The 18,947-nt window shown below is 65.4% G+C and carries 19 protein-coding genes and 1 tRNA gene; 5 read left to right on the plus strand and 15 right to left on the minus strand.

Annotated elements, in window-relative coordinates:
* Positions 1 to 38 precede the first annotated feature (38 nt).
* Together AC5P5V_RS07945 and AC5P5V_RS07950 are read right to left on the minus strand one after the other, a co-directional pair.
* Positions 39 to 1,340, minus strand: a complete 1,302-nt coding sequence (locus AC5P5V_RS07945; RefSeq protein ID WP_061479732.1) for an aminotransferase class V-fold PLP-dependent enzyme — start codon at positions 1,338 to 1,340, stop codon at positions 39 to 41.
* Positions 1,340 to 3,742: a TonB-dependent receptor plug domain-containing protein gene (locus tag AC5P5V_RS07950; protein WP_134967961.1), complete on the minus strand. Its 2,403-nt coding sequence runs from the start codon at positions 3,740 to 3,742 to the stop codon at positions 1,340 to 1,342. Before AC5P5V_RS07950 ends, AC5P5V_RS07945 begins: the two co-directional genes overlap by 1 nt.
* Before the next feature lie 201 nt (positions 3,743 to 3,943).
* On the opposite strand from AC5P5V_RS07950, the gene AC5P5V_RS07955 reads away from it, so the two are divergent.
* Genes AC5P5V_RS07955 through AC5P5V_RS07965 form a run of 3 tightly spaced genes read left to right on the plus strand, consistent with a single transcriptional unit; the run spans position 3,944 to position 6,590 of the window.
* Positions 3,944 to 4,771 carry an AraC family transcriptional regulator gene (locus AC5P5V_RS07955; RefSeq protein WP_134967962.1) on the plus strand — a complete coding sequence of 276 codons (828 nt, stop codon included), beginning with the start codon at positions 3,944 to 3,946 and terminating at the stop codon, positions 4,769 to 4,771.
* A gap of 13 nt (positions 4,772 to 4,784) precedes the next feature.
* Positions 4,785 to 5,864 carry an alpha/beta hydrolase family protein gene (locus AC5P5V_RS07960; RefSeq protein WP_231352366.1) on the plus strand — a complete coding sequence of 360 codons (1,080 nt, stop codon included), beginning with the start codon at positions 4,785 to 4,787 and terminating at the stop codon, positions 5,862 to 5,864.
* Between the two features lie 54 nt (positions 5,865 to 5,918).
* On the plus strand, positions 5,919 to 6,590 hold the full coding sequence (locus AC5P5V_RS07965) for a VOC family protein (RefSeq protein ID WP_072167984.1): 672 nt from the start codon (positions 5,919 to 5,921) through the stop codon (positions 6,588 to 6,590).
* Position 6,591: 1 nt separating this feature from the next.
* Here the strand turns inward: AC5P5V_RS07965 and AC5P5V_RS07970 are convergent, their stop codons facing one another.
* The 4 genes from AC5P5V_RS07970 to AC5P5V_RS07985 form a co-directional block, all read right to left on the minus strand.
* Complete coding sequence (locus tag AC5P5V_RS07970; protein ID WP_134967964.1) at positions 6,592 to 8,004, minus strand: TPM domain-containing protein; 1,413 nt, start codon at positions 8,002 to 8,004, stop codon at positions 6,592 to 6,594.
* Between the two features lie 141 nt (positions 8,005 to 8,145).
* On the minus strand, positions 8,146 to 9,870 hold the full coding sequence (locus tag AC5P5V_RS07975) for a peptidoglycan-binding protein (RefSeq protein WP_134967965.1): 1,725 nt from the start codon (positions 9,868 to 9,870) through the stop codon (positions 8,146 to 8,148).
* Positions 9,871 to 9,992: 122 nt separating this feature from the next.
* Positions 9,993 to 10,565, minus strand: a complete 573-nt coding sequence (locus tag AC5P5V_RS07980) for a hypothetical protein (protein WP_231352367.1) — start codon at positions 10,563 to 10,565, stop codon at positions 9,993 to 9,995.
* A 52-nt stretch (positions 10,566 to 10,617) separates the two neighbouring features.
* Complete coding sequence (locus AC5P5V_RS07985) at positions 10,618 to 11,142, minus strand: hypothetical protein (protein ID WP_231352368.1); 525 nt, start codon at positions 11,140 to 11,142, stop codon at positions 10,618 to 10,620.
* Positions 11,143 to 11,347: 205 nt separating this feature from the next.
* Between AC5P5V_RS07985 and AC5P5V_RS07990 the strand changes: the two genes are divergently transcribed.
* Positions 11,348 to 11,974 carry a YiiX/YebB-like N1pC/P60 family cysteine hydrolase gene (locus AC5P5V_RS07990; protein ID WP_134968243.1) on the plus strand — a complete coding sequence of 209 codons (627 nt, stop codon included), beginning with the start codon at positions 11,348 to 11,350 and terminating at the stop codon, positions 11,972 to 11,974.
* Between the two features lie 54 nt (positions 11,975 to 12,028).
* Here AC5P5V_RS07990 and AC5P5V_RS07995 read toward each other — a convergent pair whose 3' ends face one another.
* From AC5P5V_RS07995 to ubiA, 3 genes are all read right to left on the minus strand, one after another.
* The gene (locus AC5P5V_RS07995) at positions 12,029 to 12,193 is read right to left on the minus strand and encodes a hypothetical protein (RefSeq protein ID WP_005414774.1); all 165 of its coding nucleotides are present in this window, start codon (positions 12,191 to 12,193) and stop codon (positions 12,029 to 12,031) included.
* A 273-nt stretch (positions 12,194 to 12,466) separates the two neighbouring features.
* A complete protein-coding gene (locus AC5P5V_RS08000) occupies positions 12,467 to 13,891 on the minus strand; it encodes a short-chain fatty acid transporter (protein WP_180869447.1) in 1,425 nt (474 codons plus the stop codon).
* Positions 13,892 to 14,067: 176 nt separating this feature from the next.
* Positions 14,068 to 14,961, minus strand: coding sequence for a 4-hydroxybenzoate octaprenyltransferase (gene ubiA / locus AC5P5V_RS08005; protein ID WP_049454031.1), 894 nt, complete (start codon positions 14,959 to 14,961; stop codon positions 14,068 to 14,070).
* Positions 14,962 to 15,110: 149 nt separating this feature from the next.
* Between ubiA and AC5P5V_RS08010 the strand changes: the two genes are divergently transcribed.
* Positions 15,111 to 15,187: transfer RNA gene (locus tag AC5P5V_RS08010), tRNA-Arg, on the plus strand.
* Positions 15,188 to 15,226: 39 nt separating this feature from the next.
* On the opposite strand, the gene AC5P5V_RS08015 is transcribed toward AC5P5V_RS08010, so the two are convergent.
* From AC5P5V_RS08015 to AC5P5V_RS08040, 6 genes are all read right to left on the minus strand, one after another.
* Positions 15,227 to 15,676 carry a Rossmann-fold NAD(P)-binding domain-containing protein gene (locus tag AC5P5V_RS08015; RefSeq protein WP_134968244.1) on the minus strand — a complete coding sequence of 150 codons (450 nt, stop codon included), beginning with the start codon at positions 15,674 to 15,676 and terminating at the stop codon, positions 15,227 to 15,229.
* On the minus strand, positions 15,673 to 16,107 hold the full coding sequence (locus tag AC5P5V_RS08020; protein WP_005420072.1) for a hypothetical protein: 435 nt from the start codon (positions 16,105 to 16,107) through the stop codon (positions 15,673 to 15,675). The genes AC5P5V_RS08015 and AC5P5V_RS08020 overlap by 4 nt, the downstream gene beginning before the upstream one ends.
* A gap of 88 nt (positions 16,108 to 16,195) precedes the next feature.
* Entirely contained in the window at positions 16,196 to 16,462 is a 267-nt protein-coding gene (locus tag AC5P5V_RS08025) for a hypothetical protein (RefSeq protein ID WP_134968245.1), read from the minus strand.
* A gap of 394 nt (positions 16,463 to 16,856) precedes the next feature.
* Complete coding sequence (locus tag AC5P5V_RS08030) at positions 16,857 to 17,354, minus strand: hypothetical protein (protein WP_229298494.1); 498 nt, start codon at positions 17,352 to 17,354, stop codon at positions 16,857 to 16,859.
* 654 nt (positions 17,355 to 18,008) lie between these two features.
* Positions 18,009 to 18,293 carry an ankyrin repeat domain-containing protein gene (locus AC5P5V_RS08035; protein WP_134968247.1) on the minus strand — a complete coding sequence of 95 codons (285 nt, stop codon included), beginning with the start codon at positions 18,291 to 18,293 and terminating at the stop codon, positions 18,009 to 18,011.
* 285 nt (positions 18,294 to 18,578) lie between these two features.
* Entirely contained in the window at positions 18,579 to 18,944 is a 366-nt protein-coding gene (locus tag AC5P5V_RS08040; protein WP_134968248.1) for a hypothetical protein, read from the minus strand.
* Positions 18,945 to 18,947: the final 3 nt, after the last annotated feature.

Here is an 18,947-nt window from a genome sequence, read left to right on the forward strand (position 1 = left end):
GAATGTGCCAACCAAGGTTGGCACCCACCAAAGCAGGGTCAGGCCAAGGCGGAGAGGGCCTGCACCAGCGCATCCATCTGCTGCGGCCGGGTGAACACCGACGGCGTCACCCGCACGCAGGCGCCGGAGTCCAAGCCGTCGCGATGGGTGGTGAACACGCGATGTTCGTCCAGCAGGCGCTTCTGCAGCGCGATGTTGTCAGCCACGCTGGTGCGCCCGCGCAGGCGGAAGCTGGCCAATGCACTCGCCAACGCCGGATCCGGCGAAGACAGCACTTCGATGTGCGCCATCTGCCGCGCCGGCAGCGTCCAGCGCTCGCGCAGGTAACGCAGGCGCGCCTGCTTGTTGTCCGCACCGATGCGCTGGTGCAGGGCAATCGCCTCCGGAAGTGCCAGGTAAGCGGCGAAGTTGACCGTGCCGGTATGTACGCGGCTGCCCACGCGGCCGTCGTCGGTCTCGCCCATGTACGGGTCGAGGTCCGCAACGCGGCCCCTGCGCACGTACATCGCGCCGACACCGACCGGTGCGCCGATCCACTTGTGCAGGTTGATGCCGACGAAATCGGCCTTGAGCTGCGGCACCGCGTAGTCGATCTGGCCGAACCCGTGCGCCGCATCAACGATCACGTCGATGCCGCGTGCCCGCGCACGTTCGGCGATTTCGGCCACCGGCAGCACCAGTCCATGGCGATGGCTGACCTGGGTCAGCAGCACCAGTTTCAGGCGTGGCAGCCGCGCGAACGCGGCCTCGTAGGCCTGCAGGATCTGCGCATGGTCGGGCACGGCCGGCAGCGCGATGCGCTCGACCTGCACGCCGCGGCGCTGCTGCAGCCAGCGCATCGCGCCGATCATGCTTTCGTAGTCGATGTCGGCGTACAGCACCTGGTCGCCAGGCTGCAGGCGGTTGTAGCCGCCGATCAGCGCCAGCATCGCCTCGGTGGCACCGCGGGTGAGTGCGATCTCTTCAGCGCTCACGCCCAGCAGTTCGGCCACCTGCCGCTGCACCGCCATGTACTGCGCCGGGAACTCACGGCGGCCATACCAGGCATTGCCTCGGTTCACTTCAGCGGTGTGGCGCTGGTAGCTGGCCAGCGTCTCGCGGCCCATCGCGCCCCAGTAGCCGTTCTCCAGATGGTTCACTTCGTCGGTGACATCGAAGTGGCTGGCCACGGCGGCCCAGTAGTTTTCATCGCGGGCCAGCACGTCCGGCGCCACGGTCGTTGCGGGAATCTGCATGGACGCAGCGTAACGCGTGGCAGCCATGGCCGGCGGTGAAGAAAGTGCGGCTGCGGCCGGCAGCAAGGCGCCGGCACGCAACAGGGAGCGGCGGGCCGGGTCCATCAGAAGCTCAGCCGGTACTGTGCGTACAGGTTGGCACCGTCGGTGTCGTATGGCGCGTTGCGCGAGTAGACCAGGCCGCGACTGGCCTGGAAGGTGGCTTCGTCCGGATAGCGGTCGAATACGTTGTCGGCACCGACGCGCAGGCTGTGATGTTCGTTGATGCGATAGCCGACGGCCAGGTCGAGGAAGCTCATCGCGCCGAAGCGCTGGTAGATATCGCCCACTGCATTGCCGCTGGAATCGGTCCAGGCGCCGTAGTAGCGCATGCGTGCCATCAGCGACCAGGCGCCGATGTCCCAGCTGCCGGTCAGGCTGCCCTTGTGCTCGGGCAGGCGATCCTCGAACAGCACGCGCTGGGTTTCGTTGGTGGCCACCGAGGTGCTGCCGTTGTCCACGCGGGTGCGGTTGTAGTTGTAGGCCAGGGTCAGCGTCATGCGGCCGGCGCCGAGGTCGCGCAGGTAGTTGCCGACCACGTCCACGCCGGTGGTGGTGGTATCGAAGTCGTTGGTGAAATAGTTCACCGAGGTATAGCCCAGCGGATTGGGCGTACCGGCCGGAATGGCGAAACTGGCCGACTGGCTGAAGCGGTCGCTGAGCTTGATCTGGTAGACATCCACCGAGCCGGACAGGCCCAGGTCGGTGCGCCAGGTCAGGCCCAGCGACGCGGTACGCGATTCTTCCGGCTTCAGCGGCCTGGCACCGAGCAGCTGCGCCAGCGGATCGTTCGGCGACAGGCGGCCACTGGTGAAGATCTGCAGCGTGCGCGTATCCAACCCCTGGGTGGTGCTGGTGGTGTTGAGCTGCGCCGGCGTCGGCGCACGGAAGCCGCTGGACACGGTGCCGCGCAGGGCCACGTCCGGGGTGATCGCGAAGCGCGCCGAGAGCTTGCCGTCCAGCGTGCTGCCAAAGCTGGAGAAGTCCTCGTAGCGGCTGGCCGCACCGATGCTCCAGCGCTCGCCCAGCGGCACTTCCATATCCACGTAGGCCGCCTTGCTGCGCTGGCTCCACTGCCCGGCCTGGCTGGCCGAGAAACCCGGAGCGCCGTTGGAATTGGCCTCCAGGCCCGCGGCCGCGCCCGGACCCACCGCGTACGAGGCCGGGTCACCGGCACGCACCTGGTAGGTCTCCTGGCGGAACTCGCCACCGAAGGCGACGTTGACCGGCTGGGACAGCGCGGCCACGTCCCACTCGTAGCTGAAGTCTGCGTTGGCGTTCTTCTCGGTCTGGGTCAGGCGGCCAAGATCGAACGCGGTCGGGCTGGCCGGGCCGAGCGAAGCGTTGATGGAGTTCTTCAGGCTGTAGTCGATGGCGTTGCGGCCATACGAGGCGCTGACATCCCAGCGCAGCTTCGGCGTGATCTCGCCGCGCAGGCCGCCGACCAGCTGCAGGTCGTTCTGCGTGTTGCCGTACCGCGGGCTGAAGCCGACCGGATACAGCGAGCGCAGGTTCCAGCCGGGGAAGATGGTGGTGGTGCGATAGGCGCCGGTGGTGGTGTCCGGGTTGCGCCAGTTGAAATCACTGACGCCATCGCTGTGGCTGTACAGGCCGAACGCATACAGCTCCAGCGTGTCGTTGGCATGGGCCTTCACGTTGAAGCCGACGCGGCGGCTTTCCAGTTCCGGCTGGCCCCAGCGCTGCACCGGATTGGGCACCTCCAGCTCCGGATGTGCAGCCTGGAAGGCGATCGCGTCCGGGCGCTGGCGGGTGCGCGAGGTGGCATCGGAGTTGGACGATTCGGCGAACAACACCAGGCTGCCGTAGTCGCCCAGCGACCAGCCGGTGCGTGCGCTGAAATCGCGCGAGGCGCCATCGCCCTGCGCATACTGCGAGTAGCCGGCGGTGATCTCGGTGCCGGGCCCCTCTTCGAGGATGATGTTGATGACACCGGCGATGGCATCCGAACCGTACTGCGCCGACGCACCATCGCGCAGCACTTCGATGCGCTTGATCGCACTGGTGGGAATCTGTGCCAGATCAGCCGCCTGCGCACCGCGGTTGCCGAGCAGCGCGCTGCGATGGAAGCGGCGGCCGTTGACCAGCACCAGGGTCTGATCCGGCGACAGGCCACGCAGGGTGGCCGGGCGCACGAACACCTGGCCGTCCGCCATCGGCAGGCGCTGCACCACGAACGATGGCACCAGCTGCGCCAGCACGTCCTTCAGGTCGGTGGATTCAACGGACCTGATGTCTTCCTTGGTGAACACATCCACCGGCGCCAGCGTTTCGAACTGGGTGCGATTGGACGCGCGGGTACCGGTGACCAGCATCGCGTCGAGCTGGGTGGGCGCGGCGCGGCTGCCGCCGGCGGCATCGACCGCATCGGCCTCCGCTGCGATCGCGCCTCCTGCGCTGGCCATGCAAAGGGCAAGGAGGATGGAACGCGAAAGCTTCGAACGATGCACGGCAGGGCTCCGGGAGGACGCGGCAGGGCCAGCACCTGCGGGGGTAGCGCAGGCCTGGACAAGGCGCGCAGTCTCGGCGCGATCTGTGAAGGAGGCATGACGTCAGTGCGACAGCTTGAATCCGCACAGGCGCAAGAACTGCTAAACGCCGCGCCTGCCGATCCGCTACTGTGCCCAGCATCGGATTCAAGGAACGGCAGGATGAGCGCGGCAGGCAAGGCGTTGTGGTACATCGAAACCCATGCGGACCAGCCACTGGCGCTGGCCGACATTGCCGCTGCGGCGGGCCTGTCGCCATTCCATCTGTCGCGCCTGTTCCAGGCCCGCACCGGCACCTCGGTGGTGCGCTACCTGCGCGGGCGCCGCCTGACCGCTGCCGCGCAGCAGTTGGCCAACGGCGCCGGCGACATCCTGCAGGTGGCGCTGGATGCCGGCTATACCACCCATGCCGCCTTCACGCGTGCCTTCAGCGAACAGTTCGGGCAGACGCCGGAGCGCGTACGCGAACAGGGCACCGATGGCCTGGCGCTGGTACAGGCGATCCGCGTGGACGACGCGCCGGCGCCCTGTGGTGAAGCGCCGCGACTGCTCGATACGCCCGCGTTCCAGCTGGCAGGCGTCGGCATGCGGCATACCCGCGACAGCAGCGGCGCGATTCCGGGCCAATGGGCCCAGCTCAACCGCGAGTGGCCGACGCCGGCAACGGTCAGCTTCGGCGTGTGCTGCAACAGTGATGACGATGGTAGCTTCGACTACATTGCGGCACTACCGGCAAGCACGGTGCCGAGCGTGCCTGCGCACTGGCGACGCGTGGACATCCCGGCGCGCCGCTACCTGGTGGCTTGGCACGGCGGACACATCTCGGCCATCCGCTCGACCTGGTTCTGGTTGCTGGATCATTATCTCCCTGCGTCCAACCTGAGCCTTGCCGATGCGCCGGATCTGGAGCGCTACGACGCCCGGTTCGACGAGCACACCGGCCAGGGCGGCGTGGAAATCTGGCTGCCCGTCGACGACCGTCGCCACTGACAAGGAGTTGAAGATGCGCATGACCGCTGCTGTGCTGGGAGCGATGCTGATGGTGTTCGCGAGCACCGGCGCCGCCCGCGAAAGCGGGGTGGCCGGCGAGCGCCACGGCACAACGACGCTGGCCAGCGCCGCCGTGCGCGACGCAGAGCACCGCGACGCGCTGCGCTACACGGTCTGGTATCCGGCACTTGCAGGCAGCCGGGAAACCGCGCTGACCATCGGTCCACCCGACGCGCCGCTGTTCGAGGTCGGCCGGTCGTCCAAGGATGCGCCGGTCGCGGGTGATCGCCTGCCGACCCTGCTGCTCTCCCATGGCAACGGCGGCAGCGCGCGCATGATGGGCTGGCTGGGCACCGCGTTGGCGCGGGCAGGCTATCTGGTGATCGCAGTCGATCATCCGGGCAACAACGGCGTTGACAGCATGACCCTGCCCGGCAGCGTGCTGACCTGGCTGCGCGCCGATGACCTGCGTGCCGCACTGGCGGCTGTGCAGGCCGATCCGGTGCTGGGCCCGCATGTCGATCCTGAGCGCCTGGGGGTCGCCGGGTTCTCGGCCGGCGGCTACACCGCACTGTTGGCGGCCGGCGCGCGACCGGACCTGCAGCGACTGCTGGCCTTCTGCACGGCGCATCCGGATGACGGCGTCTGCCGGCCCCAGCAGGAAGCGGCAACGCACACGATGGAGGCGCGCGTTGCCGCTGCGGCGTCGCCCGAGCTGTCGCCGTGGATGTCCCACGCCAACGACGCACGCGCCCTTCCCGGCGTGCGCGCGGTGTTCCTGCTGGCACCGGCAATCGTGCAGGCCTTTGCGCCCGAACAGCTCTCCTCGCTGGAACAGCCGGTGGCGATCGTACTGGGCGAGGCTGACACGGTTGCGCCACCGCAGAGCAATGGCGAGGCTGCGCGTGCGGTGATTGCGGGCGCTGCACTGCAGGTACTGCCCGGCGTCGGCCATTACGATTTCCTCGCCGCATGCACCCCGACCGGACAGCGGCGGCTGCAGGACCTGTGCAGGACGTCGGTGCCGAAGGCGCAGACCCACGCGCAGGCAGTGGACGCCGCAATACGATTCTTCAACCAGTCACTGCGCTAGTGGCCGCCGGGCAGTCCCCAGCGCTACAGTGAGCGCGTCCATGGAGAATCGGTCATGCGCCTGCTTCACCTCACCCTGCCGGTGTCCGACGTCGCCACCGTCGCCGCGTATTTCCACGATGTGCTGCAGCAGCGCGTGGTCGGCAACCATGTGCACATCGGCTGGAGCACGATCGAACTGCAGGCGGCGGGTGATCACCCCGTCGGTGGCGTGCACCTGGCCTTCAACGTACCGGACAACCGCTTCGGCGAGGCGATGGCCTGGTTGCGCGAACGTACCCCGCTGCAACGTAATCCTGAGGGCCTGGATTACTTTGCGCTGGAAAGCAGCTGGCAGTCACAGTCGGTGTACTTCACCGGCCCGGACGGCCTGATCCTTGAACTGATCGGCCGCCGTCGCTTGCCGGCCAGCGCGCGCGAAGGCGTGTTCCATGGCAGCGAGCTGACCTGCCTGAGCGAGGTTGGCCTGCCCAGCCACGATGTCGATGCGGTGCGCGAACAGTCCAGCCAGCGCTTCGGCCTGCAGCCGATCAGCCCGCCGTCGCCGCAGTTCGCGCCGATGGGCGACGACGAGGGCCTGCTGATCATCGTCGCCGCCGACCGTCGTTGGTTCCCCGAGCAGAAAGACCTGCCCAATGCGCAGGGCGTGCAGCTGCAGGTGGGTGATGTGAGCGGCAGCGGCGAGCTGCGCGATGCGGCGCTGGGCTGGCGGGTGTGGGCGGCCTGAACTACCAGCTGCCCGAAGCGCCGCCGCCGCCGCTGCGACCACCACCACCGGACCAGCTGCCGGAACTGCTTGAGGACGAACTCGACGACGAGGTGCTGGACGAGGAACGGTAGCCTTGGGACGACCTTCGTCCGCTGCGTGCTTTTTCGCCGGGCAGCAGGGTGAACACCCAGATGAAGTACAGGAACAGCGTGCTTGCGCTGGACACGATCGTCGCCAACACGCGTGCGTTCTCGTCGCTGGCCCGGTCGATGGCCAGCAGCGCGCCCAGCGCATAGCCGCCGGTCAACAGCACCAGCACCACCAGGCGCACGGCGAAGCTGTTGCGGTTCTTCCGCCAGCGCGCGCGGCCGGCCTGCACCAGGAAGAACACCAGCATGGCGGCAATGGCGACCGCCAGGTTCAGCAACGTGTGCAGGGCAAGGCTGGGCGGCAACTGACCACGGACCAGCATCACCACAAAGAAACCGATACTGACGGCCAACATGCCGCACAGCACGATGCGCACACCACGGCTGCGACGCCAGCACCACCCCAGCAGCGCCGCCACCGGTACGGCGGGTAACAGCACGAAGAACAGCGCAGGCAGCACATGCCGCGGCAGCAGCAGCGTCGCCGAAACCAACCCAGCGGCCATCACCGCCGTTACCAGCAACGGCCTGCCCCAGGCAGGCAATGTCGGCCAGTTCGGCCTGGGCATTGCCGCATTGGCTGCCAGTGCCTTGCGCCGCCGCTCACGGCGTTTACCGCTGGACTCGGCCTCGGTCCTGGTGGCCAGCAGGCGCGGCGGTGATCGCCACAGACCGGCCAGGAACCCCACCAGCAACGTCAGGGCAACGACCGAATCCCCTGTGCGCCAATCCGCAGGCAACAGGTTGCGTGCGGATGAATCCTGCTCGGGCGGCAGCGGCTCGCCATCGATCAGCGCCACCAGCACCTTGCTGCCGTCCAGCATGCCCCGGTCCAGGTCTCCTTCGCGCAGGCGCGGCACGATGGCTTTGTCGATGATGCGCGCGGCATAGGCATCGGGAATGGTGCCTTCCAGGCCATAGCCGGTCTGGATGCGTACGCGCCTGTCCTGTACCGCCACCAGCAGCAACACCCCGTCATCGACACCGGCGCGGCCCAGCTGCCACTGGTCGAAGACACGCTGTGCATAGGCTTCGATGCCGTCATCGCCAACACTGGGCACCACCAGCACCTGCAGTTGCGCGCCTTTGCGTGCCTGCAGCTGCAATGCCTGCTCGCGCAGCGTTGCGCGGGTGCTGGCGGACAGCGCGTTGGCGGTGTCCACCACCGGGTCGTCCAGTGCCGGAATCGGGACCGCCGCCAGCACTGGCAGCGGCAACAGGCAGAGCAGCAGTGCCAGCCCTCCCCACTGCCATGCGTTGCGCCACCGCAGCACCCGGCTCATGTGGACGCCGTGCCTTGCATTGGCGGCGTGCTGTGCATCATGCGAAACGGCATCCGTGTATGTCCTTGCCCCATGAACGGAAAAGCCGGCCGGATTACTCCGGCCGGCCTCCTTTACCACACACATCTTCACACGCAGCGGTCAACGGCCCATGGCCACTCGCTGCTGCTCGTCCTGCACGTGTTGCTGCGAAGGCTCGTGCTTGGCCAGCATTGCAGCGCTGGTCTCCTGCAGGCTAGGTGCCGTCTGGGTCATGTCCACCGCAGTACGGAAGCCGGGAACGGTGCCCACGACGAAGGCCTTGCCATCCTGCACGGTGACGCCCTGCAGCTTTTCCGGCGAATCGATGCCGGCGGCCTTGGCCTGGGCGGTCACATGCGCGCTCATCTCGTTGCAGATCATGCCCGGCATGTGGCTGCGGATCGCATTGTGCAGCGGCGTATCCGGATGCGCCTTGTCGCCCAGTTGCGGCCCCTTCGGCGCCGCCTCGGCATGGCTGCGGCCTTCGGCCAGCTTGCCCAGCGTCGCCGGACCCGCCACGCCATCGGCGGAGAGCCCGTGCTGCTTCTGGTAGGCGATCAGTGCGTCCCTGGTATTGGCACCGAACTTGCCGTCCTCGCTCAGCGGGTTGCCTTGGCCGTCGCGCACGCCCAGGCGGTTGAGTTCCTTCTGCAGCGCAGTCACTTCCTCGCCCTTGGCCCCCTGGCGCAGCACACCGTTGTGGTCGGCGTCATGCGAATGGCCACCCTTGCCGGTTTCCTTCAGCTTGCCGTGGTCCCAGAAGTCCTGCGGGCTGATCAGCTTGCCGTGCGGATCCTTCAACTGATAATGCACGTGCTGGGCATACTGACCCGCACCGCCCGGGCCACGGCCGCCCATGGTACCGATCGGCTCACCCGCCTTGATCGGCTGGCCTTCCTTCACCTGGGTCGACTGCAGGTGCAGGATCTCGTGCGAGTTGCCCTGTGCATCCCTGATCTTCACCGTACCGTAGTCGCCACCGACGAACGTCACCGTTCCGGAGATCGGCGCGTTGACGGTCGGGTGCTGCAGATTACGGCCGTGCTGGCCGCCGACATAGTTGAAGTCGGTGCCTCCGTGCGGCTTGTGCGCGCGGTGTTCGCCGAACTCGCCGGTAATGTGCGGCTTGACCCCGTTCTGCGGGGGCAGCATCACCTGCATCGTCTGCTCGAAGGTGCGGGTCTGGCCTTCGGCATGCACCGCTGCCGGCTTGGCCTGCGCGTGCGTGGCCGCAGCTACGGCGGGGGCCGCGTGGCTGCCCTGGGACTGGCCGTGGGTCAGTCCCAGGCGCTGCTCCACGAACCGCTCGTACTTGTCCACGTACGGCATCACCTTCTTTTCAGACAGGGCGAGGCCGCCGTAATCGCGGGTCGGACCGTCGTGGTGGTACTTGTAGATGTACTCCTCACCCTGGCCGCGCTTGTGCGCCAGCGTGCGGTTATCGATGTAATGGTCAACCAGTGCGTCGGACTGTGCGCCGACGTCGAAGCGGTTGCGGTTGTTGAGGTGGTAGTGGTTGCCGGTCTTGTCGATGAACTGGCCCAGGCCCGAGGCCGAGGTGGTGCCAGCGGCGGCATCGGGGTTGAAGCCCGATTCAACGCGGGCGATGGCCAGTACGTGCGCGGTTTCGCGCGGGGTCAGGCCCTTCTCGCGCGCCGACTCGATGATCGTGTCGATCACCCGTGACTGTACTTCCGGGGTCGCATCGCCCCACCGGCGGGAGTTGCCATGCAGGCGGCCGTCGCTCTGGTCGATCGGCTCGCGGTAGTGGCTCCACGGTTTGATGCGGTCACTGCTGTAGGCCGCCCCGCGGGGCTGGACCATGTCCTGGTAGATGTCTGCCATGTCTGTGCTATCCATTCTATGAAAAGGGGGATTTCCTTAAGGGGTACTGCTCCTGGTACTTCTGGTACTGCGGTACTGCAGTGCTGCGTTCACAGCGCGCGTGCGACGTCCTGCCGCTGCGCTCAGTCTTCGATGTAGTTCACCTCCGGGTGCTTGATGCCGAGCGAGTCGATCAACTTCTCGTACTCGTCGTTGTTGGGCTCCTGCTCCTCGCCTTCCGCGCCGCGCAGCGGCGGTGTGCTGTGGGTCAACTGGCGGCCACTGGCGTCGTACAGGTAGTACCACTCGCAGAAGCTGCAGCCGAACGGCAGTTCACCGTACTGCACGACGAAGTACGGCGTACCGCTGCGGTCCTGCACGCAGGCCAGGCCAACGGCGGTATAGCCGTCCATCTCCTTGGGCGCAGCAATGGCCTGGCGTGCGCCGTCCTTTTCAATTTCCAGCGTGGTCAGCCGGGAAGCGTCCGTGTCTTGGGTGGGCTGGGCCGCCAGGTGCAGGCGGGTGCCTTGGCAATCGATATGCATGCCGGTCTCGTCGCGCGTAAGAGGGGTGGAATGGTCCGCAACGGCAGCCGCAGGTGCGGCCGGCGTCGCTGCCGGGTCAGTGGAAGCAGGGGCCGCCGGTACAGCCGCCTCAGGGCCGCTGCAGGCAGCAAGCATCAGGGCCAGCACGGGGGCAACGGGAGACAGACGCATGCGGGGCTCCTTGGGTGAATCACACGACCGCCCGCAGGCGGTCGCTCAGGGGTCAGATCGATTCGTCCTCACGCTTGACCAGTTGCCAGCACGGCTTCTGGGCAAAGGTGTAGATCTGCTGGTCGCTGGTATCGGGGGTGCGCATCTGCACCTGTACCTGGCCATCGGGCAGGCGGGTGACCTGCATCTCGCGGCCCTGGCGCTGCAGCGTGACCGGGTCCGGCATCACCGGCCATTCGACCTTGGCAAGCGGCACCTTCTCTTCCACCTTGCGTGGCTCCGGCTCGGCTTCGCTGTCGATGTGGCTGTCCAGCAGCGGATCGGCAGTGGACGTTTCCTGCAGCGCGATCTCGTTGCCGAAATGCTTGAGGAAGTCGTCGAAGACCGGATGGGGGCAGCTGGCAGACGCGTCTGCCGGGGCCGCGGCAACCGGCGTGGCCGGCGCCGTGGCGGCGGCCGTGCTGGTCGCAGCCGGTGCGGCGGCGTCAGCGGGGGCCGCCTGGGGCGCAGGCTTGCAGCCGGACAGCGCAAGCCCCAGGGCAAGCGCAAGCAGGGCAACGGGGCGGAGCTGGTTCACGGGATCCTCCTGATTCCGGGCGGTCGCGCGCGGTTCCGGCGCGGTAGGGAGGCAAGGATAGCCATGCCTCGGTCAATTCAGTTTCAACATCCGCTGTCAGGAATATCCCGACATGCTGAAATGAGACTAGTATCACACTAATACTGAAATCAACGTCATCGCAGCAGCCGTTAGACTACGCCGCACACGCTTCGATCCTGGCCCCATGCGCGCATTCCTGCTTGCCCTCTCCCTGCTGGTGCCAATGCTGTGGCCTGGTGGTGTGGCCGCGCTGGAGGTCCGGGAAGGCGATCTGCTGTTCGTCACCGCCGGCCATGCCGGCCTGAGCGCGGCCATCGACGATGCCACCGGCAAGCAGGGCGCGCCCAGCTTCGATCACGTGGCCCTGGTCGCTGCGGCGCCAGACGGCTGGGAGGTACTGCATGCGGACGAGAAAGGCTCGCGCCGGCAATCGCTGGTCGAGTTCCGCCAGGACGCCCGGGCCAAGCAACGGCAGGTCGTGGTCTATCGCCTGCACGCATCGCAGCAGGCTGCCATCAAGGATGCGGTCGCGACCGCACGCACGATGCTGGGCAAGCCCTACAACACGTCGTATGTGTTGAACGAGGACAGCTACTACTGTTCGGATTTCATCGAGCGCGCGTTCCGTGCGCACCATGTGTTCGCACTGCAGCCGATGAACTTCCGCAACCCGAAGACCGGGCAGATCGCACGGCACTGGGTCGATCTCTACCGCGCCATGGGCATGGAGGTGCCGCAGGATCAGCCGGGCACCAACCCGAACGACATGTCAGCAGCGCCGGTGCTGCAACGCATCGGCGTGCTGGAATAAGCGAAGCCCCGCACGGGGCGGGGCTTCGCGCACCACAGGAAGTGGGTGCCGAAGTCACTCTTCCTCGTCCTGCCCACCCTGCTGCTGGTTGCGCTGGTTGCGCTGCTGCTGTTCCTGCTGCTGTTGCTGCTGCTGGTCGCGGCCACGACCCTGCTGCTGATCCTGCTGGTTCTGCTGGCCCTGCTGCTTCTGGTTCGGGTTCTGGTTCTGCTGTGCCATGTCCGTTCTCCGAAAGCCACGCGCGGAATGCGGTGGACGGGGCCATCGTCTGCAGCGGAGAGTTAATCGCGCGTGGGTGGGCGGCTACACGGATGTGTACGCGCGTGAATGAACGGGCAAGGCCCCTTGCGGCACAAGCCGATGAAGGATTCATATGGGTTCGGCATGTGCTCATGCCGTCAGCGCGACTGTGCGCATTCATGGCGCGCTCTGTCGGAAACACGCGCTGAACGGAGCTGGCGTCCTGCTCGCGCACGGACGCCAGCCCTGCACTCACGGCATCACCGGCGGCACATACGCCAGCGTCATGCCCAGCAGCCACAACAGGCCCAGCACCAGCGGGATGTGCACCAGCAACTGGATGAAGGTGAAGCCCACGATGTCGCGTGCCTTCAGCCCCAGCACGCCCAGCAATGGCAGCATCCAGAACGGATTGATCAGGTTCGGCAGTGCTTCGGCCGCGTTGTAGACCTGCACGGCCCAGCCCAGGTGCGCCTTCAGTTCGTTGGCGGCCTGCATCACGTACGGCGCCTCGATGATCCACTTGCCGCCACCGGACGGCACGAAGAAGCCCAGCACCGCCGAGTAGACGCCCATCACCAGCGCGAAGCTATCGGTGCTGGCCACGTGCACGAACAGGCTCGACAGCCGGTGCGCCAGGGTCTGCCCGTCACCACCGGCGGCGTGGGTGAGGATCATCGCGATACCGCCGTACAGCGGGAACTGGATCAGCACGCCGGTGGTGCTCGGCACCGCCTTGGCCACCGCGTTGAGGAAGCTGCGCGGGCGCCAGTGCAGCAGCAGGCCCAGCGAAATGAACAGGAAGTTGTAGGTGTTGAGGTTGGCGATGGCGGTGACCACCGGCTTGTTGGCGAACTCGTTGAACAGCCAGCCGAATGCCAGCAGCGAAAGCAGCACGGTCAGCAACGGGCTGTATTCCAGCCATTCGCCTGGGCGCGTGCGTCGCTGCAGCGGTTCCGGCTCGGCCTGCGCAGCGCCGGGGAACTCCTCGGCAGTACGCGCACTGCCGGCCGCAGGCGCGGTCAGCCAGGCGATCAGCAGCGAGACCAGGATCAGCACCGCGGTCAGGGCGATCGACTGCCACAGGAAGATGGTTTCGGTGAACGGCAGCACGCCGGTGATCTCCACCAGCCCCGGCGGCATGCTGGCCGGGTTGGCCTGGAGCTGTGCGGCCGAGGAACTCAGCCCCATGGCCCACACCGCGCCCAGGCCAAGATAGGCCGACGCACCGGCCGCGCGGTAGTCCATGCGCAGCTCGGTACGGCGGGCCAGCGCGCGGACCAGCAGGCCACCGAACACCAGCGAGAAGCCCCAGCTGAGCAGCGAGGCGAGCATGCTGACCAGGCCCACGTACACCACCGCACCGCGGCCGGTGCGTGGCACCCGGGCCAGGAAGTCGATGAAGCGCGCGACCACCGGCGCGGTCGCCACGGCGTAGCCGCCGATGACCACGAAGGCCATCTGCATGGTGAAGGGGATCAGGCTCCAGAAGCCGTCACCGAAGGCGCTGGCGGTGGCCTGAGGGGTCGAACCGAAACCCATCGCGGCCAGCGCGACGATGACCACGCCCAGCACTGCGAATACGTACGCGTCGGGGAACCACTTTTCCGCCCAGGCGGCCGAGCGCAGCGCTGCGCGCGCCATCCAGCCATCCTGTACTGCTGCCGTCGAGGCCATCGCCTACCCTCCCAGGTTCGATGGATCGATTCTGGGCGGTGGGGTGCAGGCTGTCAGCCACCTATTGGTCGTAGGTGGCGGAAGGCCCGGCGCTGCGCGCCGCCGCCCGAGCGTAGGCTCGGGCGCTACGGAAGCACTGTCAGCTGTAGAGCCGAGCCCACGCTCGGCTGCGCTTCTCAACGCAGCGCCAGGTCCACGGCTATACCGGCGAACAGCGCGGCGCCCACCCAGTTATTGTGCAGGAACGCCCTGAAACACGGGCCGCGCTCGCGGTTGCGGCAGATCCAGAATTCGTACACCACCAGTACCGTAGCCACGGCCACGCCGGCCAGGTAGTAGCCCCCCAGCCCGCCGCGCACGCCAACCAGCGCCATGGTGGCCAGGAACAGCGCGTACAGCACGCCCTGGATGACCAGATCGAGATCACCGAACAGGATCGCGGTGGAGTGCGAGCCCATCTTCAGGTCGTCCTCGCGGTCGACCATCGCATACCAGGTGTCGTAGGCGGTCGACCACAGGATGTTGCCGGCATACAGCAGCCAGCCCAGCATCGGCACTTCACCCTGCACGGCGGCGAACGCCATCGGGATGCCCCAGCCGAACGACATGCCCAGGTAGACCTGCGGCAGATGGGTGTAGCGCTTCAGGTACGGGTAGCTGGCAGCCAGGAACACGCCGATGAAGCTCAGGCCGATGGTCAGCCCGTTCAGGGTCAGCACCAGGCCGAACGCCACCAGCATCAGCACCGCGAACAGCGCCAGCGCGGCGCGTCCGCTGATTGCGCCGGTGGCCAGCGGACGCGCCTTGGTGCGCTCCACGTGCGGGTCGAGCCAGCGGTCGGCGTAGTCGTTGATGACGCAGCCGGCCGAGCGGGTCAGCCACACGCCGGCGGTGAACACGAACAGCGTCCACAGCGGCGGCAGGCCGCCGGCAGCCAGCCATAACGCCCACCAGGTGGGCCACAGCAGCAGCAACGTGCCGATCGGGCGATCAGCGCGCATCAGACTCCAGTAATGCCGCCAACGCGGCGTCGCCGGCGACTGCGGCGAAGTGAGGGGGGTATCAGCCATGGCGATAGGATACTCCTGCCCCTCTGGCAGGGCTTTGCCGGTGGGGGGAGATTTGTTCGACGAAACTGGATAGAATGCCGGTCCCGCACCGCCTCATGGCGCTGCGATGCCCGCCCCGGCACTGGCCGACGGCGCGGCGGTTCTACAACGCGCCCGTAGCTCAGCCGGATAGAGTAGTGGCTTCCGAAGCCATTGGTCGGGGGTTCGAATCCCTCCGGGCGCGCCATTTTTCCTTCGTTGCCTGGCCGGCGCGCCGCCAGAAATGTCAGGGAATGAACGTTGCCGAGCGATGTTCGCAACCGGCTGCATCCTGTACCACGATGGAGTAATTCGCGCCCGCGCTGGATGCGCCGGGCAGGAACAGGCCATCACCATCGAACAGAACGCTCTGCTGTTCTTCCTGCCCGATCGACAGCCCGATCGCTCCCGGTGTGATTTCCTCAAGGATCACGTTGTAAGGCCGCCAGGCATCCTCGCCTGTGCGCCTCATCTCTGCGCGAGCGGTCCTTGGGTTCAACCTGCGTCTCTCATCCACCCACAGCTGAAGCGGCTGATCAGCATTGTGGGTGACCTGGAAGCGCCCGTAGGTCAGTCCGTCGACGCTCTCGGTGCCGACGTAGGTGAAATGGGCCGGCGGACACTTCGTGGTGCGGCTCGGATGCGCCGCACAGGATGTCAGTGCAACCACGAGGCAAAAGGCGTTCAGGTGCTTCATGGCTTCGAGGCCTGACGTGGGTGGTTGTCGCGGCGGTGTTCGGCAGTGAGGGCAACCAGCACTACGCCCCAGAGCGGCGTGAGCAGCACGACGCTCATCACCGTCAGCGAAACCGGTACCTGCCAGAGCAGCGATGGGCTGAATCCGCTGAATCTATAGGCTTCCAGTACAAGCACCACGACCTGGGCCAGAAGGCCCGCGAGCAGCCCCAAGCCAGCCCCCTTGGCAAGCCGCCTGATCGTCAGGCGGCCCGCGGCGGGAACCCGTGCGCAGATTCCCAGCAACAAAAGGCTGACGGCATACAGCCAGAAGAAAACCTGATGTGAGTCGAAGGCGTAAAGCGCCCTGCCCACAAAGTGCAGGAACAGCCAGAGTGCTCCACACGACACCGCGTAGGCCAGCCCGTACCGAAGAATCTGCCTGGCTTTCATCTTGTACCTCTCCGAGGGCGTGCAGCCCGATCGCGTTCCTTTGTGGAGGAGTGCGGGAGCTCATGCACCTTGCCTCCCGCTTGGCGCCCTACTCGCGCAAGGCATCGCGCAGCGCTCGAGAGTACCTGCCTGCCTCCAGCGTTCGCAGCTGGGCCAGTGGAATCCGATACCTCCTGAACAGTGCGGCCAGTTCCCAGACCTCCTCCTCCAGAACCGCATCTGGATCCAGGGGTAGATAGATGACATCCCCTCTGCCGACTACATTCCCGATGCAGCCGATTCGACCAATCCACTCGAAGAAGCACCGTTCATCCTGTTGAGAAAAGAAAATTACCCTTTTCGCTTCAAGGTCCATGGTAAATCACCGTCCATTCAACCAAATTATTTGGATTACCCGCCCTATTCCAACCTTTGCGCTGATTACTCTGGAGCGGCGACAACGAACAGAGCTGTCAGCGCGCTGCAGAACATCCCGAGAAGACACTGGTGGGCTTCTCCTTCAGGCTCACAGCGATCACGCAGCCCATGGGATGCTCCGGCACCTGCACGCGCATCTGCAATCACACTTCTTCATTCAACCTCCCCCCTATCTCGTAGAGGAGGCAGGCCAGGGCGGAAAGATGTTAGGCCAGTGGTTCCTGCTGCCCCAATGCGACTCTTTGAATATCAGATTAGTCATCGAAAGACTTCCAACTTCAAGCTCCACCCGCTCACCGCCCATGGAGTGGCGTTCCAACCATGGCACTCGACTATAGCGCCGCCGAGCATCGACCGAATACGTTGGCGGGCTTCTCCCGAAGGCTCACGGCAACCACCCGTTGCTTCTGCTCACCGCAGCCCCCCATCACCCCATACACGATGAGAAGTCCCCTGTCGTTGACGTAGCCGATGAACTTGCCCCTACTTTCATCCGAAGCGGCCCTGACGAGATAGACGCTCTCCCCGGGCGCTGGCTTCAGGTCACTCAACGGCATTGGACCGATCTTCCCTTCAACCTCTGATGCCGAGACAACGACCAGCGAATGCTCCAACATCCACTTCGCAATGGCTGCCTCACTATCAGGATCAAGCGTGGAAATGCGGTCAAGCGGCAGCGTCGTTGAATTGCCAGGGAAGATCGCACCGGACGAAACATCGACCCAGTCCGACCTCCATTCCGTATGTTGAAACTGATGAATGCTGCAGCCCCCCAGCATTGGCAAGAGCAGCACCGCTACACGCAAGATGCCAGCCTTCGGCATGGACATGAGAGCCCCAGAAAGGGCCGGCCAAATGTTAATTACCATCTGCAACCCGTTCTGCAAAACGATTCAGGGACTGCACCTCGCGCCCAAGATGGTATGTCATTTCTTGACTTCCCTATCATGGGCTGGCACTTGGCGTGTCGCTACGCTGCTCCGGATTTGCGGCAGCGTGCGCAGTCGAAGCACCTGGCCTGCGCGCATAGCTGTAATCGGCATCCCGGCAGGCGCGCACGATCGGACTTCGTGCGTGCCTGATCACGCCCGGGAACCAGCACAGCATCAGCACTACCAGACAGATCATTCCCAGCCGTACCCATTCACCCGCGACACTGGCCCCGATCAGCGGCAATGCCGCCACAAGGATGACGACCTGTGTGTACAGAAGATAGAGCGTGTACGTGCCCAACCGCGGGTCTGAACGAAGCTCCACGCGCCCCCCCCGGCACGACGTCTTTGCTTGACGCCTTCCAGCAAATCGCAGGGGAAAGCGCTGCCCGCTAGCGCCACAAAGTGGGCAGATGAAGGTCATCAGGCGCATCGGTAAAACCTCTTTTCAGAAGTTTCCATCAGCAGGTTCCATCTGCGGCGTCGACCATACACACCACATCATCAAACCTCGGGTCCTGGCACATCATTTCCAGTGGTGTCCGATCAAGCTCATTCCGTGCGTGTGGGTCTGCACCATAGGAGATAGGCCGCAGCCGCGAAGCTGCCATGTGCCACCGCGCTTGCCAGCGGCGTCAGATCAAGATCGCCATGCACATCGATGGTGGTCACGAAGGGCATCAATGCGCTGAGGAGGGCCACATCGTTGTAATAGGCCACCACATGCAGGGGCGTGTCCTCATAGGCTCCTTGGGTCTCCGGACAGGTCAGCACCGTATCGCCGAAGTCAGTGTCGACACCGAGCCGGGAAAGCAGTTCGCTGAGTACAGGATCCATGATGTTCATCGGGCTGCACGCACGGTAGAGCCCATTGCGTTGGCCCGATGGTGGTCCGTCCTGTAATCCATCTCTCCGTCAGCTCCCTGCCGGCCCACATGACCCACAGCCCGTCCCAGCTCAAGCCAAGCGGTGAGTGCGCCGTGGAGCGATGCCCTCAACTGATCACTCCGCACTCACGATGGATTTGTGTAGAAATGAAAATTCCCTCCCCATCCGGCGTATCCATCTGCTGTTGCCCCCGTGATCGATAGCTCGATCGCCCCGGGAAGCTCTGCTCAAGAATCATGATTTGACAGGAATCAACCGGCCTTCCCAAGTGCCATCTACCAGAAGTGCAATCTCCGCACCGACAGAGGCCTCAATGAAGACCAAGGTGTCGCCATCGACGATTTCCCGGGCAGCCACTGGGTCTAAACCAAGGAGGAAGCAACACCGCTGGAACTCAAAGGAATCATCCTTTCGATTGAAGACCTTAAGATCGAGCACGACATTCTGGCTAGAGAAACCATCAATGCTCGCTTTTCTGACTCGACCAAAGACTAAATCATAGGATCCCTGCGAAGAATCATCAAACAGAGAAACGGTCACACCTGACACCGGATCAAGACGAATTCCAGCCAACTGGAAATCATGAATATCAATACTCATAGG

This window comes from Stenotrophomonas sp. YJH_SMC_130 (genome assembly GCF_059369035.1).